This is a genomic window from Planococcus sp. 11815 (assembly GCF_051096385.1).
In the GTDB taxonomy this organism is placed as follows: Bacteria; Bacillota; Bacilli; order Bacillales_A; family Planococcaceae; genus Planococcus; species Planococcus citreus.
In genome coordinates this window covers 731,882-757,878 of record NZ_CP096991.1, presented here as the reverse complement: position 1 = coordinate 757,878, position 25,997 = coordinate 731,882, and the positions used below count along the sequence as shown (strand labels likewise).

The following is a 25,997-nucleotide window of genomic DNA, read 5'->3' as shown; positions in this document are numbered from 1 at the left end:
AACCAAAATAAGATGATCCTTTTTTAGGATACACATCCCTTCGTTGTTGAGCTTAACCTGTTCACGAACATTGATCGTTCTTGAGTATCTAGGTCAGATTTTCAGTTATTGATTCACTGCATCAGCATCTTGCATCCGGAACAAGGAAAAGTCATCTAGACTTCCCCAAGCCCCGCCATTTGCTTTCACGCTTCCGCCGATTGTCACTGTACCGTCTTCCACAAGGATACCGTCTAGTTCAGGCTGGCTCCAATTAGCCCACCCGTTAACAGTGGTGTTCATTGTATAGCGCTCGCCAGTTGTTTCAGCGTAAATATACATCTCGGAGTTCTCGGCATCTCCTCCCTGCACAAAGGCAGAAAGTTTGTAATATCCCGGTTCCAAGCCTGTTATCGTTTGTTCTGCCTGAAAATCGATTGCATCCGCTGAGTAGAAATGAAGCGAATAGTTTCCAGATTTAGCATCCGATGCTTTGTTTTGATAACTCGTGTGAGGCGCAGTACCATTTCGGTGGGTGATATTCCACACGCTTCTGTCGCTATTTTCAAACCCTGCATTCTTCACAAAGTTCTCTGGACTGATCTGAAGATTCACTGTGACAGACAAGCCGTTCTCCAGTTCCCCATCAATCACATAACTGCCGGCACCGTTGCTGACCGCCTGCTGCAATGCTTCCTCATTCCATGTAACCGGAACCGAGCCTCCGCTGCTATCGTTGTAAATGACGGTCACCAATTCAGGCAATACAATCGCCTCGCCCGCGACAGCCGAGATGGATGGATTTTTCACATCATCTACTTTCAATGGAGCGACTGCCCCTGTCTCCAAGTACTTGAAAACGTTCAAAGAGGGCAAGGGACGGCCATTAAAATCAAACAACGCCTGATTATCAACTGCACTGCCACCGTACCATTCCCCGGCATCTTCCGGATCGTATTCTGCCGCATAGCTTGTCGCCCAGCCGGAACCGTATTTTTCCCAAATCATTTTGCTTTTCTTCAACTTCTTGTCTGGTGCTACAGGAATCCAAGCCGGTTCCCAGTAAAATACGCCGAGGCCTGCATCTCCTATTTTCGCAACAGCTGCTGCTACATCTCTGACTGCATGCGCTTGCCCTTGGACCGTAATTGGATAGTCCAAAGTTTGGCCAGTGCTTTTCGGTGCGGTGTTTTCATGGCCATCGCCATCTTCTGCAGTATAGGCATATGATGTTTCTGCGACCATGACTTTTTTGCCGTAAGTATCAGCTACACTTTTAAGAACAGATGACAAATTCGTCAATGTGCCATGCCAAAATGGATAATACGAACTGGCGAATACGTCATAGTCGACCTTGTTGTCTTCAAGCGTTTTGGCGATCGATGCATATCTTCCCGTAGTTTCGGGGTTGGTAAAATGCAACGCGACCAGAATTTCCGGATCCAGTGCTCTGACTGCTCGGCTTCCTTCATTGAATAGCTCGCTCATGCGCTTCCAGTCTTTTTCTCCAGCCATGGCGCCGTTGGTTTCATTTCCGATCTGCACCATGCCGATGGCCACACCTTCATCTTCCATCGCTTGAAGACTGTCTGCTGTAAAGTCATGAAGGGCGGTTTTCTTGTCTTCAAAACTCAACTGTTTCCAAGCTTTTGGCGCTTGCTGCTTCGCAGGATCTGCCCAAAAATCGGAGTAGTGGAAATCCACCAACACCTGCATCCCATTGGCAGTGGCCCGTTTGCCGATTTCAATGGCTTTTTCTATATCGTTATTGCCTCCACCATACCCGTTTCCTTCCGAGTCGTAAGGGTCATTCCAGACACGCACTCTCACATAATTTACGCCTGACTGTCCTAATGTTTTAAAAATATCCTGCTTTTTTCCGTCTTGATTGTAGAATTTCACTCCGCTGTCTTCGAGTGCAAGTATACTCGAAACATCGACCCCTTTAATAAAATCTTCATCGATTCCAGGAACGCGCTCGACAAAGATATCCGCCTTCACCGGTTCAGGTACCGCGGCCAGTGCTGGTGCAGTGCTTAAACCAAGAGAACCCATCACCATGGCAGCTGCAGATACAGCCGCCAGCTTCGCTTTCCATTTTCTACCCTTCGCCATCCTCTTTCCACATCCTTTGATTTTATTGTTAAAAAGGATTTAATTAAATCCTTTTATAACCTTGAATATTAGACCCTTAATCAAAAACATCCGCTCAACAGATTTCCTATTAAGAGCGGATGCCAGTGACATTTACATATAGGATTTTTTAAACTTTTTTGTCCGACGCTTAGCACTGAATCCCCAATAGTTCACTTCGGAAAAACTAGATTTTCCAAACCGGAGCAATGCTAAATCTATTTTAGTTGGTTATGGCTAAAATCCGCACTTCATACTGCGCCAAAGCAAGCTCGCCCGATAGATCCTCACCCGTCACCAAGTCTTTCACTGCCGAATTGATTGATACGATTTGTTGCTGTTCGGTGAAATTCATGACGAAGGCGTAGTCTTGATCGGCGTCCTGGCGCACCTGAACCGAGACACCCGGACCATGGGTAACCGGGAATACTGCTTCGAGCGACAATTCGCGGATCAACTCTTGATAGAAATCGCGGTGAAACTGCTCTTCCAAACGACCGCCGATATAGTAAGTCCGTCCTTTTTCATAATGCTTGCTTGTTACCGCTGGAGTCCCGGCATAAAAATCCTCTTCGTAAGTTCCGACGACATCCGCAGAATGATTTTCCACCACTGTTGCGTAATCCTTCAACACGTAGGAACGGTTGCCGTACTGGATTGCATTTCTATCGCTTGGATAAAGCGTATCCGTTTCAACCGGATTGATGCCAAAAATATCTTGCAGATCTTGATGCCATCCTCCCAAATACGTTAGGTCGAACTCGTTGACGATCCCGCTAATATAAGTCATTACCACTGTGCCCCCGTCTGCTGCAAAGCGCTTCAGCCGCGCAATTGTTTCTTCACTTACCAAGTACAGCATCGGTACTATAAGCAATTTATAACCTGAAAATTCTTGTTCTTTCGTAACCACATCGACCGGAACATCCTGTTCCCAAAATGGCCGGTAATGCTCCTGCAAAGTTTGTGGGTAGGATTTTGTTTCAGTTCCGTAGCCTTGGGCATGGTCAAGCGCCCAATTACTTTCCCAGTCGTAAAGAATGGCAACATCTGCAGGGCGATTGCTTCCAACCACTTGGGACAGTTTGCCTAAAGTCTCTCCGACTTTCGCTACTTCTTTAAAGACACGGTTTTCTGCGCTGTTGTCATGGTCCACGACCGCTCCGTGGAATTTTTCCGAAGAACCGCGTGATTTGCGCCATTGGAAATACAGGATGCTGTCCGAGCCATGCGCCACCATCTGCATCGAAGACAGCAAATGCATGCCTGGCCGTTTGGCTTTGTTGACCTTGTGCCAGTTGACAGCACTTGGCGTAGATTCCATCAACAAAAAAGGCTGTTGCTTCAAGCTGCGGTATAAATCATTGATAAAGCCGACTTTCATCGCCAAGTTCGCGGTCGTTTCCCAATCGTTGTGCCACGCTGGATATGCGTCCCAGCTGATGACGTCCAAATGCTTCGCGAATTTGCTGTAATCCAAGCTTTGGAAAGGAATCAAATCATGTGTATCCGCCATGAAATTTGTGGTGACCGGAATATTCGGGGTCAATTCCTTGATCGCTGTCACTTCATTTTCAAAAAAAGAAATCGTTTGGTCTGTCACAAAACGTTTCCAATCCAAATTCAAGCCGTGCACCATATTCTCGCCAATTGGAGATGGCGATTCGATTTGCGACCAATGGTTAAACGTATGGCTCCAAAATGGCCCCCACCAAGAATCGTTCAAAGCTTTCAAGTCGCCCTCGTATTTGTCTTTCAACCAGCTTCTGAACGCATCCTGGCATCTGTCGCAATGGCATTCGCCGCCGTATTCATTTGAAATGTGCCACATGAGCAAAGCCGGATGCTTGCCGTAGCGTTCCGCAAGCATTCGATTTATCTTGGCCGTTTTTTCGCGGTAAATCGGCGAAGTGAAACAATGATTGTGCCGCCCTCCGTGCAATTGCTGGACACGCGATCCGTCGACCCGCAAAACTTCCGGGTATGTTTGCGACATCCACGCTGGTCGCGCTCCGCTTGGCGTCGCTAAAATGACCCGGCCGCCGATGCTATGGATGTTATCGATAATGCTATCCAGCCATTCAAAATGAAACTGGCCTTCTTCCGGTTCGAGCGTACTCCAGGCGAAGATGCCTACTGAGAACGTGTTGCTGCCTGAAAGCTTCATTAGCTTCAGGTCTTCTTCTAAAATTTCCGGATGGTCTAACCATTGGTCGGGATTGTAGTCTCCACCATGCAGCATGAAATCAGCCGCAGTAGTATAGGTTTTTTCATTTATAGGCATAATGTTCTCCTTCCAGGTGCTGCAGTTTGGGCTGTCAGCCTTTTGTTCCGCCTGCCGTTAAACCTGACACAAAGTTCTTTTGCAGCAGGAGGAAAATGATGGCGATCGGGATGCTGATCAAAATAGCACCGGCAGCAAAGGTCGTAAAGCTTGCCCCCATCACATCATTGACCAAATTGTAGAGGCCGATCGGCAATGTATAATATTCAGGCGATCGCAGAATCGTCGATGCCAGGATGAAGTCTCCCAGAGGTCCTGTAAATCCTGTCATCGCCACGACCGCGATCATCGGCTTTGATAAAGGCATGATAATCTGCAGAAAAATTCTCGTGTTGCTTGCGCCATCTATTTTGGCGCTTTCGTCCAGATCCATCGGGATGGAATCCATATAGCCCTTCATCAAATACGTGTTCAGTGGAATCAATCCGCCAATATAGAGCAAGATCAATAGCCAGTGGCTGTTCATCATTCCCAGAATTTGCGCCAAAACGAAAAGCGCGATCAAAGCAGAGAACTGTGGAATCATTTGCAGCAACAGGAACAGCGTCAACGCATTTTGTCTGCCTTTAAAACGGAAACGTGAAAAAGCATAAGCGGTAAAAGAAACACAGATGACCGAACCGAGCATGGTAAACAAGCTGATCTTTAAGGAATTTAAATACCATTGGACATACTGCAAGCTCTCACTTCCTGCAAACAGCTCCCGGTAATGGTCCAATGTCGGATTTTGGGGGATCATCGTCGTGCTGATTAAACTATTTCCAGGGTTAAAGCTCGCCCCCACCGTCCACAGCAGCGGATAAATAATAATGACCGCCATAACAATCAAAATTGAATGGGAAACTAGAAGACGAAAAAATTTTCCTTTATTCATTTTCAAGCACCCTCCTTAAATGCATCAGTCCGTCTGAACTGCCATAACGCAATCGCGATAACGAATACAGACAAAAGTATCGTCAATGCAGCTGCCAGTGAATATTGGCTTGATTGCAAGGTCAGCTTATAGATCCACGATACGAGTATATCGGTCCCTCCGGCAGTGGATCCCGGTACAGCAGGCCCCCCGCCATTAAAGAGATAGATGATATTGAAATTATTGAAGTTGAAAGTAAACTGCGTAATTATCACCGGTGCTGTGGCGATTAAAATCATTGGCATGGTGATATTGCGGAATTGCGCAAAAATGGACGCGCCGTCAATTCGGGCAGCTTCATAAAGATCATCCGGAATCGATTGAAGCACCCCAGTCGTGACCAAGAAAATAAATGGAAAGCCGAGCCATCCCTGCATAAGAATCAATGCTACCTTGCTCCAATTTTCGTCTGTTAGCCAAGGAATTGCATCGATGCCCACCATAGCCAAGATATCGTTATTGATGGCCCCGAAGCTGTCGTTAAACAAACCGGCAAAAATTAAAATGGTAACGAATCCAGGAACAGCCCAAGGCAAAACAAGCACTGTCCGGTAAAACTTCTTGAAACGAAGATCTTTTTGATTGACCAACACGGCCATGAAAATTCCTAGAGCGACTTGAAGCGTTGAAGCGACAAGTGTCCAGATTACAGTCCAGCCGAGCACACTGAAAAAAGTCGAGCGCCAAATATCGACGGTGAAAATTTTCGCAAAGGTGTCAAACCCAACCCAGTCGGCTAGATTAGCCGGTGGGGAATGATACAAATCATAATTTGTAAAAGCCAGTGCAAAACTGAAGAGGATCGGGAAAATAACCGCAAAAATCAGAATGAACAATGATGGGCCACTAATTAAATATGGATAGCCTTGCGCAATTAAGTTTTGATAATCACTTTTCAACGAGCTCAACGGTTTATTTTCATCACGCAATTTGCCGTTTTTATAGGCATCTCTTAAATTCACGTAGTAAAAAGCAAGTCCAAAAATCGTCACGATTACTGCTATAAGACCCTCTGCCAAAAGAAAAATCGAATTATCTCGTGGGACTTCTGTGCCGAGTGTAGCAAGTCCCCAAAATCCCATGTTCAAGAGATCTCCGAACACTAAAAAGAAGGATATACCAAAACCGAGAAACAAGAGCCCTTTAATCCACTGCCTATTATAAAATTGGCCAAATCCCGGTAGAATTGATAACAATAAGGCTATTTTACGTGCTTGCACTTTCTTCACCTCTTTTTATGTATGGCCCGGCAAACCCGCATGTTTACCGGCCTTTACAACAAATGGCGTCAAACCGCCTTGACGTTTGACACCATTTGTTGCTGCTATCGCTAATCAGTTGCCGCCATGAGTGGCTTCAATTTGCCCCTCTATTGTTTCAACAGCCTGGTTCAGTGCTTCTTCTGGCTGGGCTTTTCCAGTTGCAATTGTCTGCAATGCAGAATCTGCTGGTGTCCATACTTCATTCATAGAAGGAATATTCGGCGTCAATTCTGCAAAGATTGATTGCTCCGCTACCGCTTGTGCAACTTCACTTTCAGCAACGACGGGATCATTAGCCAAAGCTTCTACTGCAGGAACTTCCTGTGTTTCTTCAAAACGTGTCCGGGAGTTTTCTTCATTCGCTAGGAATACTAGCAGCTCTTCAGCAAGTTCAGCATTCTCCGAATAAGCACTGACGTTATAGCTCTTTACTCCAATGAATGAACTCATGTTTTCTCCATTGTCCAATTCAGGCAATTTGGTCATCCCGAAGTTAACGCCGGCATCTGTAAACGGATCAACGTTCCAAGGGCCCGAAATGATGGCTGTCGCCTTACCTTCGGTGAACAAAGATTCCAACACGTTAATACCCTGCTCCCCAATTATTCCAGCTGGGAACAAATCTTCTTCATAAAACTTCTGGATGTAGTTTGCACCTTCCAAAGACCCTTCGTTGTTCAAACCAATATCACTCGGATCATAGTTTCCATCGGCGTCCTGTCCAAAGATATAGCCGCCATAACCGCTCATAACACTTTGTGCATAGTAGATCTGGTCAAATAATGCCAGGAATCCAAACTGGTCACCCGTTGTAGTCTCCTTCGAATATTCGTACCATTCTTCAAGCGTGGCCGGCAATTCTTCTTCAGCAATCAAATCTTTGTTGTAGTAAAGAATTGTAGACTCTACTGCTTTAGGCAAACCATAGACTTTTCCATCAACCATTTGTGATTGCATTGCTGCATCAGTATAAATGGATTGAACTTCCTCTCCTACAGCCACTTCTTTGACCAGCCCTTCAATGACGGCTGTGCCAATCTGATCTCCCGCCATGGTCAACACATCCGGCCCTGTTCCTCCTGGCCCATCCAAACGCAAATCTTCTATCTGCTGTGCATAGGGTTTCTCGACAATTGTAATGGTTACATCATTCTCTTCTTCAAACTGGTCGACAGCAGCTTGAATTCCGTCAGTTTTTTCGATGTCTTCCCAAATAATTAGTTCACGGTTCTGTTCTTCTGCAGCGCCCGTTCCAGAAGTGCCTCCCCCGCTCTCTTGCGGCCCACACGCAGCCAAAGATAAGCTTATAGCGACTCCACTCATTAACCCTGCATACTTAGTATATTTCTTCACGAATAAACACCCTCTCAAGTCATTTTCGAAACTCTCTCACAAGTTTCTGTTGAAAGCGCTTCCTGAAATTTAATATAGCATTGTTAGAAAAAACTGTAAACAATTATTTTACTAAAAATATTGAATATTTTTACGAAAATAAAAACAGCCTATTTACTAGGCTGTTTTCTAGTTCGTGCTTTTTCTTACAATCATGCTTGCCCCTAAGTATAAGGTCTTCGTGCATTTTCGTTTTTCCAGTAATTGCTCAAGCAATAAAGAAATAGCGTTCTTACAAATTTCCGCCATATCGATATGGAATGTAGTCAAGGGAGGTGAGATGTATTTAGCGATGCTGATGTTATTGATGCTGACGACACTGACCCTTTTGGGTATTTGGATTCCTCGTTCATTCAAAGCCTGGAGGCAGCCTACAGCAATCGGGTCTGCTGCAATAAAGAAAGCTGTTGGAAGTTGATCGCCTAACTCATCAATAGCCTTAGTCATCAGGTGATAGCCATTGTCTACTGAAAACCCTCTATGACAATATACAAAGCGATCCTGAAGCAGACCTTTTCTCTCCATATGCTCACGGAAAGTCTGTTCACGAATGTCCATTTCGTCTCCATCAGTATTCGGGTTATGGTAAGTTCCCCCGATGAACCCAATGTTCTGATGGCCTTTTTCAATCAGGAAATCAATCGTTTTTCTAGTAATTTGGGCCAAATCCGGTTTAACCGAATCGAAATGTTCTGGATCAGGGGTTGAATCAATAAAGACACCGTGAGGCGTGAGGTGTCGCAGATGTGCAATTTCTTTATCCGAGAATGTTCCGACTGCGATAAACCCCTCAATGTTGTCTGGAATCTGACCGAGTCCACCATCTATTTTATAAGTCGTCAATTCTACATTGGATAACTTGGCCATTTTCTCTATTTCAATACGCATGGTCTTGAAATAGACATCTTCCAATTCTTCTCTCTCAGTCAACCAATATAAAAAAGCGATATTTTTCACAAGTGACTTCACTGTTTTTTTACGATAGTTCAACTGTTCCGCTGCCTCGAATATCTTTTCCCGAGTTTCTTCAGGAACTGATAAGCTTTGGTCATTGCTAAGTACGCGTGAAACCGTAGAAATAGAAAATCCAGTCTTTTCACCAATATCTTTAATTGTAGCCAATGATTCCACCTCCACTTTTAAATCAAGTAAATTGTTTTACTTAATTTTTACTCTTTTTTACTTGATTGTCAAGCTATATTAATTCCTTCGGAAACATTAGTATAGTTGGTCCAAAGTTTGCCGCTCGAACAGCTATTTATCAACCCGCAATTCGGTTTCGCTTCGACTCACCATGGCAATCTCCTCACAGAAGATCAGCAATGGGACAAACTGCGCTACATCGTGGAAGTTTCTGCAGAGATTTTCGGAGAGTGAATCAGAAAAGGCAAGCGCAAATTTGCGCTTGCCTTTTTGTTTGGAATAATTGTGTGGTGCACAGGGACAGCACTACTACACAAACCGATACACAGTCCGCGACTCAAACGCTTCCTCTGCTTTCAATATCGCAGAAGGAAAATGCGGATGATGGATGGAATCTGGCATGCCTTGTGTTTCGAGGCATAGCCCGAGCTGGTTTTGCGCCGCCACGCCTTTGAATGAATACGAACCGCCGATATGGTTGGCGGTGTACAAGACGACTGCTGGTTCTGTCGTTTCGACCTGCAAGCCGCGCCCGCTTTCCTCGTCTTTAAGCTCAATTACAGGCTTGGCTTCTTTATCCAATAGGAACGGATGGTCATAGCCGCCGCCGACCAGTTCGATTTGAGGATGCTGGGAGTCTGTCCCTTCGCGGATGGTTCTGCCCTTGCGAAAATCAAATAGCGGATCTTCCTCTACCGGCACCAGTTTCCCCGTCGGCAGCATGTCGCTGTTTAACTCTGCGTAGTGGCCGCTTGGGATGGTCAGTTGATGTTCCACAATCGTCCGCTTTAAATCGCCGCTCAAATTGAAATAGGAATGGTTGGTGACGTTCAGCAAGGTCGTTTTATCGGAGTTCGCGAAGTAGGAAATCGTCAATTGATTTTCATCGTTTTTCACGATGTAGCGAACCGTCATCGTTAGATTCCCAGGAAACCCTTCTTCTCCGTCCGGGCTGAAATGGGTAAGTTCTACGATCGACTCGTTTTCGGTTTCAATCATTTTCGTTTTCCAGACGGCCGCGTGAAAGCCGCCAGGACCGCCGTGCAAATGCTGGCCGTTGGAATTCTGGGCGAGCTGATAATCCGTTCCTTCTATTGTAAAAGCGCCTTTTTGAATGCGCCCGGCAAAACGGCCGACAATAGCGCCGAAATAATGCGTATTACTTCCGTATTCTTCCAATGTATCGAAGCCTAGCACGACATTCTCCAGCAAGCCATCTCGGTCTGGTGCCAGGATTTCCGTAATGATGCAGCCGTAGTCGAGACAGGATACCTGAAAGCCCTTGTTATTCGTCAATGTATAGCGCGTGATATCTTGGCCATTGATCTGGCCGAATGCTTTTTTCGTAATTGCCATTTTGTTTATCTCCCTTCCAATCTTCTTATCATCTCAAACGACTCATTCACTTTATGTCAGTTCAAAAACGTCCACCAATAGCAGCGTCACTGCGCCGATTAACGTGGCGTCGTCGCCAAGCTTGGTAATCTCCACTTTTGTCTGGCTTGCCGATTGCGTCAATGCAGACGCGCGAATCGTTTCACGGATCGCCGGGAGTAGAAATTGCTGTGCTTTGGAAACACCGCCTCCGAGAATGATTTTTTCGGGATTGACTATATGGATCAGATTGGTCAGCCCGACACCTAGAGCGCTGCCGGCTTGTGACAGCACTTCGATGCATGCTTCATCACCGCCTAATGCCCGTTCAAAGACTTGCTCCGCAGTCAAAGATTCCGCTAGCTGTTCGTTGATTTTCCGCGAAATGGCCGGGCCGGCGATAAAAGTCTGCAGGCAGCCGCGGTTACCGCATTCACATACTTGACCGTGCAAATCGATCGTCATATGGCCAATCTCCCCTGCGATGTCAGAAGAACCGTGATACAGCTTTCCGTCGATGATCAACCCCGCCCCCACACCGCGCCCGATATTGACCGCGAGCATGCTCTCAAGTTCGCCGTGATCCCCAAACCAGAATTCCCCAAGCGCCATGGCGCGTGCATCATTTTCCACTTTCACTTCCAGGCCGAAAGTGTTCTCAAGCTCTTCTTTGATCGGAATATCGGTAAGCCCTAAATTCGGTGCGACCAGTGACACGCCGGTCTCGACATCCACCACCCCGTGCATGGCCACACCGATGCCCATGACATCTTTGCCTGACGTTTTCACCAGGCATTCCTGAATCGAGTTTTTCAAGGCATGAAGAAATCCTCCATTATCGATTGGCAATTGTAATTGCGTTTCGGCTCTCTCAAGAACTTTTCCGGAAAGATCCGAAACGACGCACTTGATGGTATCCGGGCCGGCATCCACTCCAAGAATGCAGAAAGCGCCGTGATTGATGACCAGCATGGTCGGTTTGCGGCCGACTTGCGATTGGCCGACATCGCTTTCTTCGACAATGTTCTGGTCGATCAGTTCTTTGACATTGCTGCTCACGGTCGGGCGTGTCAAGTTGGTCTCGCGCGCAATCTGCGCCCTGGAGATCGGCCCTTGCGTTCTGATTTTATTGAGGATGATCGATTTGTTCATCGATTTCATCCACTGAAAGCTGCCTTGGCGCATGCTGATTCCTCCGTTTTTAAAGTTTTCAGTTTCTTTATTGAATAGTTTAACAAAATACCATATACTTATGTTAATTAAATTAATTTACAAAGTATTGGAGGGACATGATGACACAGCCAGACTTGTTGCAAAACTACCAGGATATCTTTCAGACCACTGACACACCGCGATCATTCTTCGCACCCGGCCGCATTAATTTGATCGGTGAACATACCGATTACAACGGCGGCCACGTGTTCCCGGCGGCCATCTCACTCGGCACTTACGCGATCGCCCGCAAGCGCACTGACCAAACATTGCGTTTTTATTCAATGAACTTTCCGGATGCTGGCATCATTGAGTGTACACTTAGTGATTTAACGTTCAATCCCGATCACGACTGGGCGAACTTTCCGAAAGGCATGATTCACATCTTCATCGAACACGGTTTTACGATTTCCTCGGGGATGGATATCCTATTTTATGGCGACATTCCAAACGGCGCTGGCCTCTCCTCTTCCGCTTCCATCGAAATGGCGACGGGCGTTGTGCTAGAAGAGCTATTCGAGTTGGAGATCGATCGGCTGCAGATGATTCGCCTTGGGCAGAAAGTTGAAAACGATTACCTCGGCGTCAACAGCGGCATCATGGACCAGTTCGCCATCGGCAAAGGCAAAAAAGACCACGCGATGCTGCTGGATTGCCAAACGCTGGAATTCAGTTACGCACCGGTCGAATTGAACGGCTATGAAATCGTCATCATCAATTCCAATAAACAACGGACGCTCGCCGGCTCCAAATACAACGAACGCCGCAGCGAATGCGAACAGGCTTTGGCGGATCTACAGAAACAATTGCCAATCGAAAGCCTGGGCGAACTGACCGGCGAACAATTCGAACAGCACAAGCAATTGATCACAAACGACATCAACCGCAAACGCGCCAAGCACGCCGTCCACGAAAATGAACGGACCGTGCTTGCGCTCAGCGAACTGGAGCAAGGCCATATCGAAGCGTTCGGAAAACTGATGAACGCCTCCCACGTCTCCCTTCGTGATGATTACGAAGTTACGGGAGCGGAACTCGATAAAATCGCAGAAACGGCCTGGAGCCATCCCGGTGTCATCGGCGCACGGATGACCGGGGCGGGATTCGCCGGCTGTGCGATTGCGATCGTCGAGCGAGCACAGATCGACAGTTTCAAAAAAACACTGACAACAGTCTATAGCGAAGATTTCGGCTATCCCCCAGCGTTTTACGAAGCGAAAGTTTCGGATGGCGCAAAAGAGCTGGTAGAGGAGTGGCAATTATGAGTGTATTGGTATTAGGCGGAGCAGGCTATATCGGTTCTCACGCGGTCTATCAATTGATCGACCAAGGCATGCAAGTCGTGGTCGTCGATAATTTGGAGAACGGGCACCGACAAGCGGTCCACCCGGAAGCTGTTTTTTACGAAGGCGATATCCGGGACGCGGACTTCTTGGATACCGTATTCGAAAACGAGTCAATCGACGAAGTTCTTCATTTTGCGGCCAACTCCCTGGTCGGCGAATCAATGGAAAATCCGTTAAAGTACTTTGACAATAATGTCTACGGCACCCAGGTGCTGTTGCAGGCCATGACAAAACACGGCGTCAAGAACATCGTCTTTTCTTCTACAGCCGCGACTTACGGAGAGCCAGAATCCGTGCCGATCACTGAAACGATGCCGACCCAGCCGACTAACACTTACGGCGAAACCAAGCTGACCATGGAAAAAATGATGAAATGGACTTCTGTTGCCCATGACTTGAAATTCGTTTCCTTGCGCTACTTCAATGTAGCAGGCGCACGGGCGACAGGCGAAATCGGAGAAGACCACCGCCCCGAATCCCATCTCGTCCCGATCATTTTGCAGGCAGCCCTCGGGCAACGAAAGGAAATCACAGTCTTCGGCGACGATTACGACACGCCGGACGGCACGTGCATCCGCGACTACGTCCATATCGAAGATCTCGTCAACGCCCACTTATTAGCACTCGACTACTTACGCAAGGGCGGAGAAAACGATGTCTTCAACCTCGGCAGCAGCCAAGGATTTTCAGTCAATGAAATGATTTCCGCTGCGCGCTCTGTCACCGGCAAAGAAATCCCTGTCAAAATCGGGCCGCGTCGGGCAGGCGATCCAAGCATTCTGGTCGCCAGCACCGAAAAAGCGACGCGCATTCTCGGCTGGCATCCAAGCCATACCTCGGTGACGAAAATCATTGAAGATGCCTGGAATTGGCATTCCGCCCATCCTGCAGGCTACGGAGAAGAGGTCAATATATGATCCACCACACCCTTGCTGGACTTATTCAAAAAGCCTTGGCCACTGGATTGATTGCAAAAGACGATATCGATTACGCCCGCAACCAAGCGATGCACTTGCTTCAATTGGACGCTTTCCCGGAAGAAGCTGTCGAACCAACAGACGACACCATTCCAAATCTATTGGAAGCGCTCAACGACTACGCAGTTGAAAATGGTGTCATCGAGGACTTATTGGACGACAAGGAAATGCTGTCGGCGAATATCATGAACTGCTTCGTCGCCAGGCCATCTGCCATCAACGCCGCATTCAACGAAAAATACGCTGAATCGCCAATCGCTGCGACCGATTATTTTTACGAACTGAGCCAAAACAGCAATTACATTCAAATGAACCGGATCCGAAAAAACATTTCCTATCAACACGACAGCCCTTACGGCAAGATGGACATTACGATCAATTTGTCCAAACCTGAAAAAGACCCGGAACAGATCAAACGTGAACGCGAAATGAAGCAAACGCTCAGCTACCCGAAATGTTTATTGTGCAAGGAAAACGAAGGTTACGTGGGGCGAATCGGCTATCCCGCACGCGCTAACCACCGTGTCATCAAAATTCCGCTCACCGGGGAAAATTGGTACTTTCAGTATTCACCGTACGTCTATTATAATGAACATAGCATCCTTCTTTCCGAAGAACACCGCGACATGAAAATCGACCGCGGCGGATTTGAACAATTGCTGAGATTTACCGAACAGTTTCCTCATTACTTTGTCGGTTCGAATGCCGATTTGCCGATCGTCGGCGGATCCATCCTGAGCCATGACCATTACCAGGCGGGCCGTTACGAATTCGCCATGACCCGCGCTGAAGATGCGTTTACGTTCCGCTTGGATTCATTCCCAGGCCTACGGGCATCTGTCGTCAACTGGCCGATGTCGGTCATCCGCTTGAAAAGCGGTCATATTGATGAGCTGGTGAATGCCGCAGATGAGATTTTGCAAATTTGGAAGCAGTATTCGGACGAAGCGGCAGATGTCCTTGCCTTTAGTGGGGATACGCCGCATAATACGATCACGCCGATTGCCAGAAAACGCGACGGTCTATTCGAAATCGATTTGGTATTGAGAAACAACCGCACGACAGAGCAGCATCCTGCCGGGATCTTCCATCCGCATGCAGATGTCCATCACATCAAAAAAGAGAATATCGGCTTGATCGAAGTGATGGGGCTCGCTGTCCTGCCGCCGCGCTTGAAACAGGAACTGGAACAAATCCAGGAATTCCTGCTCGGCAAATCAAACCACGTAGAACCCGCTCACCTCGATTGGGCGGAGCAATTGAAAGCGCAATACGGCCCCATCGCGAGCCACGAACATGCCGAAGCGCTCGTGCGGGAAGAACTGGGCAAGAAATTCGTACGTATCCTCGAAGACGCCGGTGTGCTGAAAGAACAACAAGCATTCAAACGATTTATCCACGCCGTCAACGAACAAACAGCAAAAACCATTTAACAACGATTACACAAAGCACTTACATACACGGGAGGGATTTAGATGGCAGGCTTAACTTTAACGAATATACGAAAAGAATACGAAAAAGGGGTCGTATCTGTTCAGGACTTCAATTTGGAAATCCGCGATAAAGAGTTTCTAGTACTCGTCGGGCCTTCAGGCTGCGGCAAGTCCACTACTTTGCGCATGATCGCAGGCTTGGAAGAAATCACAGACGGCGATTTGTACATCGGCGAAAGACGCGTCAACGACGTTTCACCGAAAGACCGCGACATCGCCATGGTGTTCCAGAACTATGCATTGTATCCGCATATGAGCGTTTACGACAATATGGCGTTCAGCTTGAAACTGCGTAAAATGAAGAAAGATGAAATCAAGTCACGCGTGGCCAACGCTTCCAGCATTCTCGGCCTTGATGCTTATCTGGACCGCAAACCGAAAGCGCTCTCAGGCGGACAACGTCAGCGTGTCGCTCTCGGGCGTGCCATCGTGCGCGATGCAGAAGTGTTCTTGATGGATGAGCCATTGTCCAACTTGGATGCCAAACTGCGCGTACAGATGCGCACCGAGATCCAAAAGCTGCATCGCCGCCTGCAGACGACGACTATTTATGTCACGCACGACCAGACAGAAGCGATGACGATGGCGACACGCCTTGTTGTCATGAAAGATGGCTTTATCCAGCAAGTCGGCTCACCAAAAGAAGTATACGACAAGCCGGACAATATGTTTGTCGGCGGTTTCATCGGTTCGCCGTCCATGAACTTCCTGCGCGGGAAAATCGTTGGCGATTCGTTCGTCATGGGCGATGTCAAAGTGCTCGTCCCTGAAGGCAAGCTTGCGACACTGCGCGACCAAGGCTATAAAGATAAGGAAATCGTTCTCGGCATTCGTCCGGAAGACATCCACGATGAACCTTTGTTCCTCGACCATTCACCGCATACAAAAGTGAAAGCTTATGTAGAAGTGGCGGAATTGATGGGCTCGGAAATCATTCTTTATTCGAATGTGAACGAACAGGATTTCGTCGCACGCGTCGATGCCCGCTTCAATGTAGAATCCGGCCAGACGATCGACATGGCCTTCGATATGAATAAAGCCCATTTCTTCGATAGCGAATCAGAATTGCGTATTAAATAAAAGGAAACCCGGCCAGAGTTCTGGCCGGGTTTTTTCTCGAAAACTTTTAACAATAAAAACCCATGCACCTGCCCCCAACCGTTGGATTGATTTCCAACAGCCGGGCGCTGTGCATGGGTTTTTGATTGTTTCTATTATATATTCTTATACTTTCGCTAAGATGAAGACGCCTTTTGCTTCAAGTTCCACTGTTCCGCTCAATTGCTGGGCAGTCAGCAGTTCTTTATACTGGCTGTCTTTCAAGTCGATCGATTCTGCTTTGTTGTTGTGGTTCAATACGAACAAATAGGTCTGGCCGTCTTTGACGCGTTCGGTCGTTTCGACGCCTTGCGGTACCGAAAGCAAGGGCTCGACGCCTGCTTCTTCGCATACGGTTTGCAGGAAATCGACCAAGAACTCTGCGTCTGGGCTCGAGGCCACATACCAGGCTTTTCCTTTTCCGAACTCATTGACGGTGAGGACCGGCATGCCTTGGTAGAAATCAGAGCCGTATTCAGCAACCGCTTGTGCGCCTTCTGTGTGGATCAAGTCGAACAGTAAATTGCAGGAATAGCTGCCGTTCAGGCTTCCACGCGATCCGTTCACGACGATTTCATTCGTTTCGTCCGGATGCAATGCGTCGATTTCTTCTGCCCAAATGCCAAGCACCTTGCGCAATTCGCCTGGGTAACCGCCAAGTGTGACGATATCCGTTTCGTTGACGATGCCGCTAAAGAAGGTCGTGATAAACGTACCGCCGTTTTCGACGAATCGCTCGACTTTCGCTGCGTAACCTTCTTTCACCATATAAAGGACTGGTGCGATGACGATATCGTATTGGCTCAAATCTTCTTCGACACCGACCATATCGACTTGGACATTCAATTTATACAGCGCGTCGTAGTATTTATGGACTTCATTGACATAATCCAGTGACACGGATGGACCGCTCGACAGCTCTGTCGCCCAGCGGTTTTCCCAGTCAAAGACGATCGCGACTTTGGCGTTGACCCGCGCATCGAGCAAAGTATCGCCCAACTGGTTGAACTCACTTCCGATTTGCGCCACTTCGTTGAAGACACGCGTATTTTCGTGTCCGACATGTTCAATGACTGCGCCGTGGTATTTCTCGCAAGCTCCGACTGAACGGCGCAGTTGGAAATAAAGGATCGTATCCGCCCCGCGGCCGATTGCCTGATAGCTCCACAAGCGCATGACGCCCGGGCGCTTCAAGGAGTTGTACGGCTGCCAATTTTGCTGGCTCGGCGTCTGCTCCATGAGCATGAACGGCTGCCCGCTCTTCAATCCGCGCATCAAATCGTGCGTCATCGCCGTATAGCTGAACGGCGTATCGATCGCTGGGTAGTTATCCCACGACACAACGTCCATTTCTTTCGCCCATTTGAAGTAATCGAGCATCGGGTAGGTGCCCATCAAGTTTGTCGTGATCGGGATGTTCGGCGTATGCTTACGGATTGCGTTGTATTCGAGCTTATAGCAATCAAGCAAGCTGTCCGACTGGAAGCGGCGGTAATCAAGAGAAATCCCTTGGAAGTCTGAAACGTTGTCTTCACGCTCTTCGCTCAAGATATTCGGGGCGACGATTTCGTCCCATTCGTAGAACGTGTGGCCCCAGAAGCCGGTGTTCCAAGCTTTGTTAAGCTTTTCAAGCGTGCCGTATTTATCGCTCAGCCAAACGCGGAAAGCGTCCTGGCAATTGTCGCAATAGCAATAGCCGCCGTATTCATTAGACACATGCCAAATCAAGACCGCCGGATGATCTTTGTAGCGCTCGGCTAGTTTGTCGGCGATTTTCTCGGAATACTCGCGGTAAGTCGGGCTGTTCGGGCACGAGTTGTGGCGGCTGCCGAATTTGCGTTTTCTGCCGTAGAAATCAATGCGCAATACGTCGGGGTATTTTTTCGCCATCCACGCAGGATGCGCTGCCGTGCTTGTAGCGAGGCATGTGTAAATGCCATTTTCGTACAAGCGGTTGATTTTATCATCGAGCCATTCGAAGTTGTATGTGTCTTCGTTCGGCTGATTGAGCGCCCATGAAAAGACGTTTAACGTAGCGACGTCGATGCCAGCAAGCTTGAACATGCGCACGTCTTCGTCCCAAATTTCTTGTGAATCCCATTGTTCCGGGTTATAGTCCCCGCCGTGCCAAATCTTCGGCAATTTATCGTTGATCATTTGATTCCATCCCTTCTATGTATGTTGAACCGAGAATTTTCACCATCGATATTCCGCGAAGCAGCTTCTTAAAACACTTTGCTCAACTCTCACTATGTTCGAGCATCGCAAATGAATAAACTCAGCTTCCCTTCGCTTATTCATTTCCTGCGGGCTTGCACCGAACTAACTTGGGCTTAGACGCCCAAGTGGATTTCGGCACTTCGCTTTCCCGCGGGAAAGGTGTTGACCGAAGCTTGCAAGGTCAATCCTTTGCGACGCAGTGCGCAGCGCTGTGGGAGCAGTTTCTTTTGCGATGTAATGCGCAGCATTATTGTGCAGTACGGTTTTCTACGCTGTTTCGCTCCATATCTTATAAATTAGGGAAAAACGGACAACATCTTCTTAGCATTAGTTTTCAGTCAAGCTTCGGCTCATCCAGCAATTGGATTTGATCCGTTGTTGTCTGTTCCAGTTCCAAAACGACGATTTCGTTGTGTTGTTTTTTCAATAATGGGCCTGGCAAGTACAATCGTTGCTGCGGGCCGGCGGTGTTCCAGTAGCGGCCGAGGTTAAAGCCGTTGATGAAGACATTGCCTTTTGTGAATCCTTGCGTGTCGACATACGTATCCAAGCCTTCTTCGGCATCGAACGACCCGCGGAAGAATTTCGGGAAGCGCGGGTCTTCTCCCGCTCCGTAGCTTTCCGGCAACTGCTCGAGCTCCACTTTGAACATGTCCCAGTGGAAGAAATACTGTTCGCCGAGCCATAAATTGTTGACTAAGCCTTTCGGGTCGGTCAAATGCTCTCCGTAATTGGCGCGCCCCATATTTTCCACAAGAATCTCGAGCGTGTTCACCGCTTCCGGAAAATCGAGTGTCATCATTTTTTCCTCGTCGTTGATATATGTCGTTGCCACATGGCGGCCGTTGATGTAAATAAACCCGCGGTCGCGGATATCTTTTGAGCTGACTTTCAGTTCGCCCCGCCGATTAACGGTCGTGCGGTAAAGTGTGTAGCCGTAAGCCTGGCCGATATCTTCCATCGACAGCGGCACAATATGCTCGACCTTGTCGCTGATCGTTTCCAACACATCGAACAAACTAGCCGATTCGGTCAGCGTAGTAGTTCCATACGTTTTCGCAGAGACGTTCTCCTCGAAATCAGCTGGTACTTCCCTGTACTCGCTCAAGACTTTTTTGACCGCCTTGTATTTCTCGGTGATCGCCCCGCCTTCTGTCAGCAAGCTGTCGTAATCGTAGCTGGTGATCGTCGGGTAATAAACATCGTAATGATTGGCTCCGTTCATGAAGCCAAAGTTCGTACCGCCGTGGAACATATAGAAATTGACCGAGATGTTCTTTTCCATGATTTCCTTGAACACTGAAGCGACGTCGTCCCCGCTGCGAACGGTATGTTCCCCGGACCAATAATCAAACCAGCCGATCCAAAACTCAGCCACCATTTTCGGCGAATCCGGTTTGAAGGCATCAAGTGCTTGGAATGACTCGTCCACACGCGATCCGAAGTTCAAGGTCGTCGTCACATCCGGCATCGAGCCTTGCGTGATAAAGTCCGGGCCGTCTGAGGTGAACAAGAACGTATCGAGCCCGTGGTGTTCGTATTGTGCTTTAAAGAAATCAAGGTAGGCCGAATCGTTGCCGTATGCGCCGTACTCGTTTTCGATCTGCATGGCGATGACCGGGCCACCGTTTTGGTACAGGTGTTTTTTGAATTTCGGCAGCAACTCCGCGAAATAATCTTCCACATGTCCAAGAAAAGCGGGATCGCTGCTTCGCAACACCAGGTTTTTGTCTTTCATCAGCCAGGACGGCAAGCCGCCCATTTCCCACTCTGCGCAAATATACGGCGCCGGGCGCAAGATGACATACAGTCCTAAGCGATGTGCCAGCTCGATAAAGCCTTCGATATCCGCCATTCCGGAAAAGTGGAATTGGCCTTTTTTTGGTTCATGGAAATTCCACGGAATATAGGTTTCGACCGTATTCAACCCGAGCGCTTTTAATTTCTGCAAACGGTCTTCCCATTGTTCAGGCACGGTGCGGAAATAATGCATGCCTCCTGACAATATTTGGAATGGCTCTCCTTCAAAATAAAACGATCCGTTTTTAGCAGTCAGCACATCGACGCCTCCTATGTAAGATGAAGATAGTTTTCAATAGCCAGTATTACGCAAAACAACTCCTCAAAGCTTTGCTCAACTCTCACTCTGTTCGAGCATCGCAAATGAATAAGCTCCGCTTCCCATCGCTTATTCATTTCCTGTGGGCTCGCGCCAAGCCTCCTCGTCGCTTCGCGACTGCGGGGTCTCGGCTGTCTCGCTGTCCCACGGGAGTCTCCGTTGTTTTGCTCCATACTCTAGATAGCTTTTATTAACCTTTTGATAGTAGTTATCCAGCTCGATACGCCCAAGGACTAAGCGACCGGTGCGGTGTAAGCTTTCAATATTATCTAAACTCGCGTTAATTTAAAAATAATAGAAGAAAAATCACTCGGATGTTGATTTTTGCGGTAGCGGTTGAGCTGCACGCCTGCTCCCATCAATTCATCCCCGTAAAACGTATCGTCGATCCCGTCGATGGCGTATTCGAATTCGGGGTTGAGCCCTTTGAAGAATGCGCGTGCATATCCAGGGTTCGGTTTGGCCAAGACTTGGTAATAACCGAATACCGCTTCGCTCTGGTCATCTGACACGACCACCCAGCTCGTCACGTTGCCGTCTTCTGCGAACGGGCTGGCTATCCGGTAGAATCGGCCTTTTTGAATGAGCGAACGGTTTTCTTTATAGAAAGCGATTTGCTCTGTAACGATGGCTTTGTCTTCCTCGTCCATCTTCGTGACATCAAGTTCGTAGCCGAATGCGCCAAAATACGCGACATCTGCCCGCGTCTTCAGGCTCGTGATGCGACCCACTTGATGATTCGGCACTGCAGAGACATGCGTGCCCATCGAGCTGATCGGATAGACCATCGACGTGCCGTATTGGATCTTCAAGCGCTCGACCGCATCGGTGTCATCACTCGTCCATCCTTGCGGCGCGTAATAAAGCATTCCTGGGTCGAAGCGGCTCCCGCCTCCTGCACAGGATTCGAACAAGACACCCGGAAATTCCGAAGTCAATCGTTCGTACAAGGAATACACGCCGAGGATGTAGCGGTGGGCGACTTCCCGCTGGCGGTTCGCCGGCAATTCCAATGAACCGACTTCTGTCATATAGCGGTTCATGTCCCATTTCACATAAGAAATCGGTGCATCGCGCAGCACGCCTGCTACCAAGCCGTGGATATAATCCACCACTTCCTGGCGGGAGAAATCCAACACAAGTTGATTGCGGCCATGCGAGCTTTTGCGATTCGGCACATGAAGGATCCAGTCCGGATGCGCTTTGTACAATTCGCTTGCTTTCGAGACCATTTCCGGTTCGAACCACAAACCGAATTTCATTCCCAAGTCGGCAATGTTTTTCGCCAATTGGCTGATGCCGCTCGGCAATTTGCGCTTGTCTTCAAACCAATCGCCGAGAGACGTCGTGTCTGCATCGCGCTTGCCGAACCAGCCGTCATCCAGGACGAACAGCTCTACGCCCAAATCCTTGGAAGACTTCGCGAGTTCCAAAATTTTCGTTTCATCGAAATCAAAATACGTCGCTTCCCAGTTATTAATCAACACTGGGCGTTCCCGGTCGCGCCATGTTCCGCGCGCCAAACGGCTACGGTACAACTTGTGATACGTCTGGCTCATATCGTTCAAGCCATCTGCCGAGTAGACCATCACCACTTCTGGCGTTTGGAAACTTTCGCCGCTTTCCAATAGCCAATTAAAATCAAATGGGTTAATGCCGATCATCAATCGCGTCACGTCGTAATGGTCGACTTCCACTTGCGCCAGAAAATTGCCGCTATAGACCAAACTCACGCCATACACTTCGCCGTGATGCTCGGTGGTCGATGGGCGCTTCAGTGCCAGAAAAGGATTTTGATGCGCACTGCTCGTGCCTCTCGTGCTGCTGATGCTTTGAAGGCCTGGCACCAATTTGCGGTTGTGGATATGGCGCTCCCTGACCCACGCACCGGACAATTGCACCATCTCGAAATCCGAATCCGGCAAATCGAGGCTGGCACTCATTGCTCTCGTCAAATTGACGTCTCCTTGGCCGTGATTGATAAAGCGGGCGGAGCGGGTAATCGCGTTCAGTTGTTCAAAGACGCTGTAGGACAGCTGGATCTCCACATCGATCGCTTCGTCGTACAAAGAAATCTCCAAGGTGGTCGCTTCTTCGTCTTGCTCGACATATGTCGCGGGCAAGCCAGCGAGCTTGTTTTTTCCTTGATGGATGGTGTGATTTTGATAGACGAAGTTCGTGATGCGGCTGCCACCTTGTTGCAGCACCTGGTACGCCGGCTCGCGGAAATCCGTCGTTCCGTATGCCGGATACTCCTGCTTGAGGATATCAAGCGAAAACACCAAGTCGCCTTCGTAAACGCAAGCGGTATTCGGCATTTCCTCGATATGAAACAAGCGCTCGAACGAGTCCCGGTGGCGCAGTTTTTTACCGTAATACAGCTGGCCGAGCTGTTCATTTTTCAAGATGCTGAAAATATAGCTGGTCTTCTCGGTTTTCAGATGAAACTCACGTGTGGCGTCGTTATATAAAATCGGCACAATTTACCTCCTACTTGAACTTTTAGAAGTTGTGTTGATATTCCGCAAAGCAGCTTTGTTTTCGCGGCCACAAGATATGGATCATGCAGCTGGCGCTCAATGTCGTCACGGGTTTGCAGAGTCTACGCTATTTTGCTTCATATCTGAATTGGCAGTAGTTGTTGAAAAGTAGAGTTGCTTTTGTTTAATGCATTCACTAGCGCCGGCGCAGCCACGGGCTAGGCGAAGCAAGAAGACAGGTGGTTTTCCTGGCTTCTTGCGGGAACCATGCCCAAAGCGGCCGAAGCGGCGTTTAAGGCAACACGTCTTTAACTAATGACATGCCCCATTAAACTAACTTTTTAGAGTTTTAAAGAAGTCCACAAGCCTCTATGAATGAAAAATGTGAATCCTATTTCTGCATTCAAAGATCAATGTGCTAGCTGAGTATTTGGAGAAGCGTTTGCTCGACTCCTGTGGGACTAGCGGGTTTGAGAGACTCCGCAGGCAATGAATGAGCGAAGCTATGCTGAGCACATTCATTTGCGACGCATCTGCTTGCAGATGTGGGAGCAACGATTTTCTTGCGATGCTCGAACGCAGTGAGAGTTGAGCACACGGTTTTAGTGACGAGGAGGCCCGATTCCCGCCCCACGGAAAGCGAGCGATAAGCTTCGGAAAATACGATTTTCTGGAGCTTATTGACAACACTTAAAGCTGACTTTCATTTAACCCTTAACCGAGCCCATCATGCCTGCAACAAAGTGCTTCTGCATGAGGAAGAATACAAGCGCTGTCGGCAATGTTGCAATGACGATCGCTGACATGATGACGCCATAGTCCGGCGAGTAGCTCGAGCCGAGATTGGAGATCAAGAGCGGAATCGTCCGTTTTTCTGGCGACTGCAAAATGACCAATGGCCATAAATAGTTATTCCAGCTGTTCATGAAGGCAATGATCGCCGCAGCTGCGTAAGTCGTTTTCATCGTTGGCACGTAGATTCGGAAAAACACGCCGATCTCACTCAAGCCATCGATGCGTCCCGCTTCCACCAAATCTTTCGGGAACATCTTGGTGTTTTGGCGGAAGAAGAAAATGAAGAACGCCGTCGTCGCTGTCGGCAAAATGACTGCACCGAGCGAGTCGATGCCGATAAGCGGTGCCGTTTCGCTGATGCTGCCGAACATGCGGTATAAAGGAATCATGATCGCCGCAAACGGAATCATCATCGACAACAGCAAAATGGTGAAAATGATGTCTTTTCCTTTGCTGCGGTGGATTTCAAACCCATAGCCGGCAAGCGAGGCCAATAACAGCGTCAAAAAGGTCGTAATGATCGCGATAATGGAAGAATTGATCAAAGCTGGAACGATGTCCACTGTTGCGAAAAGGGTTTTCAAGTTTTCGATTAAATGCGTTCCCGGAAGTAAACGCCCTTGCGTCACATCGACCGATTTATTGGTGATGCTGGTGAGCATCCATAGGAATGGGAAAATGGAAACAATCGCCGCGACACTGAGAAACGTATAGATGAAGATTCGTTTTAAGCTGTTCATTTTTTCTCACCCGCCACTCTGAATTGGATAATTGAAAGGATCACCACGAGAATTACGATGACATAGGAAACGGTTGACGCGTAACCGAAGTCAGGCGTGTATTCAAATGACAAGTTGTAAATGTATTGCGAAATCGAAATCGTTGCATTCCCTGGGCCGCCATTGGTGATGTTGACGATTTCATCGAAGATTTGCAATGTCCCGATCGTCGAGGTGATCGATGTGAACAAAATGATCGGCTTGAGCATCGGGACCGTAATTTGGAAAAACTGCTGGAACGAGCTGGCCCCATCAATTTTCGCCGCTTCGTAAATCGATTTATCGACGTTTTGCAAAGCCGCCAAATAGAAAATCATGTTATAGCCGGTCCATCTCCATGTAATCGCCAAGATAATGACGACTTTCGCCCAAAACGGATCTGCTAAAAAGTTGATCGTCTGTGGGATGAAACCGAAATTGAGCAAAAATTGGTTGACGATGCCATCGATGCCAAACAAGTATTTAAAGACGACTGAATAGGCAACGAGCGATGTGACACAAGGCAGGAAGATCGCAATCCTGAAAAAGCTCTTGAACTTCAATTTCGGGTCATTCAATAACACCGAAAAGAACAAGGCCAAGACGATCATCAACGGCACTTGGATCAGCAAGTAAATCGTTGTATTGGTCAGCGCGGCGATAAAGGTCGGGTCGCCGAACAATCTGCGCCAGTTATCTAGCCCCACATATTCTAGGTTTGCGCCCATCCCTGACTGAAACGACAGCAGGAACGCTTGAACCATCGGGTAAAAGTTGAAGATGGTGATGGCGATGACCGAGACAATGATAAACAGCCAACCCACTTTTTTCTTGAAAAAGACACCGGTTTTTTGGCGCCTACTCTCTTCGTATTTAGTGCGAACCGGAAGATCCACTTCGGCTTTCTTTGTTCCTAGTTGGCTCATGCTCCTCATTCCTCCTATAAAAAAACCTTGAGCTGTGCCCAACTGGTAAGTGATAAAGCACTTCTACCAGTTCGTCGGCGGCAACTCAAGGCT

The 25,997-nt window shown here is 48.1% G+C and carries 17 protein-coding genes and 1 pseudogene; 5 read left to right on the top strand and 13 right to left on the bottom strand.

From position 1 onward, the window contains the following. Positions 1-105: 105 nt before the first annotated feature. From M1Q06_RS03855 to M1Q06_RS03830, 6 genes are all read right to left on the bottom strand, one after another. Positions 106-2,094: a glycosyl hydrolase 53 family protein gene (locus M1Q06_RS03855; protein ID WP_434401727.1), complete on the bottom strand. Its 1,989-nt coding sequence runs from the start codon at positions 2,092-2,094 to the stop codon at positions 106-108. Positions 2,095-2,335: 241 nt separating this feature from the next. Then, positions 2,336-4,396, bottom strand: coding sequence for a beta-galactosidase (locus M1Q06_RS03850; RefSeq protein WP_434401725.1), 2,061 nt, complete (start codon positions 4,394-4,396; stop codon positions 2,336-2,338). A 34-nt stretch (positions 4,397-4,430) separates the two neighbouring features. Then, on the bottom strand, positions 4,431-5,270 hold the full coding sequence (locus M1Q06_RS03845; RefSeq protein ID WP_274842153.1) for a sugar ABC transporter permease: 840 nt from the start codon (positions 5,268-5,270) through the stop codon (positions 4,431-4,433). Positions 5,271-5,272: 2 nt separating this feature from the next. Beyond that, complete coding sequence (locus tag M1Q06_RS03840; RefSeq protein ID WP_274842154.1) at positions 5,273-6,529, bottom strand: sugar ABC transporter permease; 1,257 nt, start codon at positions 6,527-6,529, stop codon at positions 5,273-5,275. Between the two features lie 114 nt (positions 6,530-6,643). Beyond that, positions 6,644-7,894 (bottom strand): extracellular solute-binding protein, encoded by a 1,251-nt coding sequence (locus M1Q06_RS03835; protein ID WP_434402811.1) that lies wholly within the window; start codon positions 7,892-7,894, stop codon positions 6,644-6,646. Positions 7,895-8,092: 198 nt separating this feature from the next. Next, entirely contained in the window at positions 8,093-9,085 is a 993-nt protein-coding gene (locus M1Q06_RS03830) for a LacI family DNA-binding transcriptional regulator (protein WP_434401722.1), read from the bottom strand. Between the two features lie 117 nt (positions 9,086-9,202). Between M1Q06_RS03830 and M1Q06_RS03825 the strand changes: the two are divergent. After that, positions 9,203-9,340: pseudogene (locus M1Q06_RS03825) on the top strand (5-methyltetrahydropteroyltriglutamate--homocysteine S-methyltransferase); the annotation flags it as partial. 75 nt (positions 9,341-9,415) lie between these two features. Here M1Q06_RS03825 and M1Q06_RS03820 read toward each other — a convergent pair. After that, the gene (locus M1Q06_RS03820) at positions 9,416-10,462 is read right to left on the bottom strand and encodes an aldose epimerase family protein (protein WP_434401720.1); all 1,047 of its coding nucleotides are present in this window, start codon (positions 10,460-10,462) and stop codon (positions 9,416-9,418) included. A 51-nt stretch (positions 10,463-10,513) separates the two neighbouring features. Continuing rightward, complete coding sequence (locus tag M1Q06_RS03815; RefSeq protein ID WP_434401718.1) at positions 10,514-11,665, bottom strand: ROK family protein; 1,152 nt, start codon at positions 11,663-11,665, stop codon at positions 10,514-10,516. Positions 11,666-11,769: 104 nt separating this feature from the next. Between M1Q06_RS03815 and M1Q06_RS03810 the strand changes: the two genes are divergently transcribed. Genes M1Q06_RS03810 through M1Q06_RS03795 form a run of 4 tightly spaced genes read left to right on the top strand, consistent with a single transcriptional unit; the run spans position 11,770 to position 16,588 of the window. Continuing rightward, entirely contained in the window at positions 11,770-12,957 is a 1,188-nt protein-coding gene (locus M1Q06_RS03810; protein ID WP_434401716.1) for a galactokinase, read from the top strand. Beyond that, positions 12,954-13,955 (top strand): UDP-glucose 4-epimerase GalE, encoded by a 1,002-nt coding sequence (gene galE, locus M1Q06_RS03805; protein WP_434401714.1) that lies wholly within the window; start codon positions 12,954-12,956, stop codon positions 13,953-13,955. The genes M1Q06_RS03810 and galE overlap by 4 nt, the downstream gene beginning before the upstream one ends. Continuing rightward, positions 13,952-15,448, top strand: coding sequence for a UDP-glucose--hexose-1-phosphate uridylyltransferase (gene galT, locus M1Q06_RS03800; protein ID WP_434401712.1), 1,497 nt, complete (start codon positions 13,952-13,954; stop codon positions 15,446-15,448). The genes galE and galT overlap by 4 nt, the downstream gene beginning before the upstream one ends. Positions 15,449-15,490: 42 nt before the next feature. Next, complete coding sequence (locus tag M1Q06_RS03795) at positions 15,491-16,588, top strand: ABC transporter ATP-binding protein (RefSeq protein ID WP_101189680.1); 1,098 nt, start codon at positions 15,491-15,493, stop codon at positions 16,586-16,588. 144 nt (positions 16,589-16,732) lie between these two features. On the opposite strand, the gene M1Q06_RS03790 is transcribed toward M1Q06_RS03795, so the two are convergent. The 5 genes from M1Q06_RS03790 to M1Q06_RS03770 all read right to left on the bottom strand — a co-directional run bounded on the left by M1Q06_RS03790 (position 16,733) and on the right by M1Q06_RS03770 (position 25,904). Continuing rightward, entirely contained in the window at positions 16,733-18,763 is a 2,031-nt protein-coding gene (locus M1Q06_RS03790) for a beta-galactosidase (protein WP_434401709.1), read from the bottom strand. 397 nt (positions 18,764-19,160) lie between these two features. Next, positions 19,161-20,885, bottom strand: coding sequence for a glycoside hydrolase family 35 protein (locus tag M1Q06_RS03785; protein ID WP_434401707.1), 1,725 nt, complete (start codon positions 20,883-20,885; stop codon positions 19,161-19,163). Between the two features lie 329 nt (positions 20,886-21,214). Next, positions 21,215-23,425, bottom strand: a complete 2,211-nt coding sequence (locus tag M1Q06_RS03780) for an alpha-galactosidase (protein WP_434401705.1) — start codon at positions 23,423-23,425, stop codon at positions 21,215-21,217. A 707-nt stretch (positions 23,426-24,132) separates the two neighbouring features. Continuing rightward, the gene (locus M1Q06_RS03775; RefSeq protein ID WP_121300441.1) at positions 24,133-24,960 is read right to left on the bottom strand and encodes a carbohydrate ABC transporter permease; all 828 of its coding nucleotides are present in this window, start codon (positions 24,958-24,960) and stop codon (positions 24,133-24,135) included. Beyond that, complete coding sequence (locus M1Q06_RS03770; RefSeq protein WP_434401703.1) at positions 24,957-25,904, bottom strand: carbohydrate ABC transporter permease; 948 nt, start codon at positions 25,902-25,904, stop codon at positions 24,957-24,959. The genes M1Q06_RS03775 and M1Q06_RS03770 overlap by 4 nt, the downstream gene beginning before the upstream one ends. Between the last annotated feature and the right edge of the window lie 93 nt (positions 25,905-25,997).

Coding starts and splice junctions, on each gene's coding strand:
- M1Q06_RS03810 (WP_434401716.1), top strand. CDS start 11,770: ATGATGACACAGCCAGACTTGTTGCAAAACTACCAGGATATCTTTCAG.
- M1Q06_RS03845 (WP_274842153.1), bottom strand. CDS start 5,270: ATGAATAAAGGAAAATTTTTTCGTCTTCTAGTTTCCCATTCAATTTTG.
- M1Q06_RS03815 (WP_434401718.1), bottom strand. CDS start 11,665: ATGCGCCAAGGCAGCTTTCAGTGGATGAAATCGATGAACAAATCGATC.
- M1Q06_RS03775 (WP_121300441.1), bottom strand. CDS start 24,960: ATGAACAGCTTAAAACGAATCTTCATCTATACGTTTCTCAGTGTCGCG.
- M1Q06_RS03855 (WP_434401727.1), bottom strand. CDS start 2,094: ATGGCGAAGGGTAGAAAATGGAAAGCGAAGCTGGCGGCTGTATCTGCA.
- M1Q06_RS03770 (WP_434401703.1), bottom strand. CDS start 25,904: ATGAGCCAACTAGGAACAAAGAAAGCCGAAGTGGATCTTCCGGTTCGC.
- M1Q06_RS03820 (WP_434401720.1), bottom strand. CDS start 10,462: ATGGCAATTACGAAAAAAGCATTCGGCCAGATCAATGGCCAAGATATC.
- M1Q06_RS03795 (WP_101189680.1), top strand. CDS start 15,491: ATGGCAGGCTTAACTTTAACGAATATACGAAAAGAATACGAAAAAGGG.
- galE (WP_434401714.1), top strand. CDS start 12,954: ATGAGTGTATTGGTATTAGGCGGAGCAGGCTATATCGGTTCTCACGCG.
- M1Q06_RS03790 (WP_434401709.1), bottom strand. CDS start 18,763: ATGATCAACGATAAATTGCCGAAGATTTGGCACGGCGGGGACTATAAC.
- galT (WP_434401712.1), top strand. CDS start 13,952: ATGATCCACCACACCCTTGCTGGACTTATTCAAAAAGCCTTGGCCACT.
- M1Q06_RS03850 (WP_434401725.1), bottom strand. CDS start 4,396: ATGCCTATAAATGAAAAAACCTATACTACTGCGGCTGATTTCATGCTG.
- M1Q06_RS03835 (WP_434402811.1), bottom strand. CDS start 7,894: ATGAGTGGAGTCGCTATAAGCTTATCTTTGGCTGCGTGTGGGCCGCAA.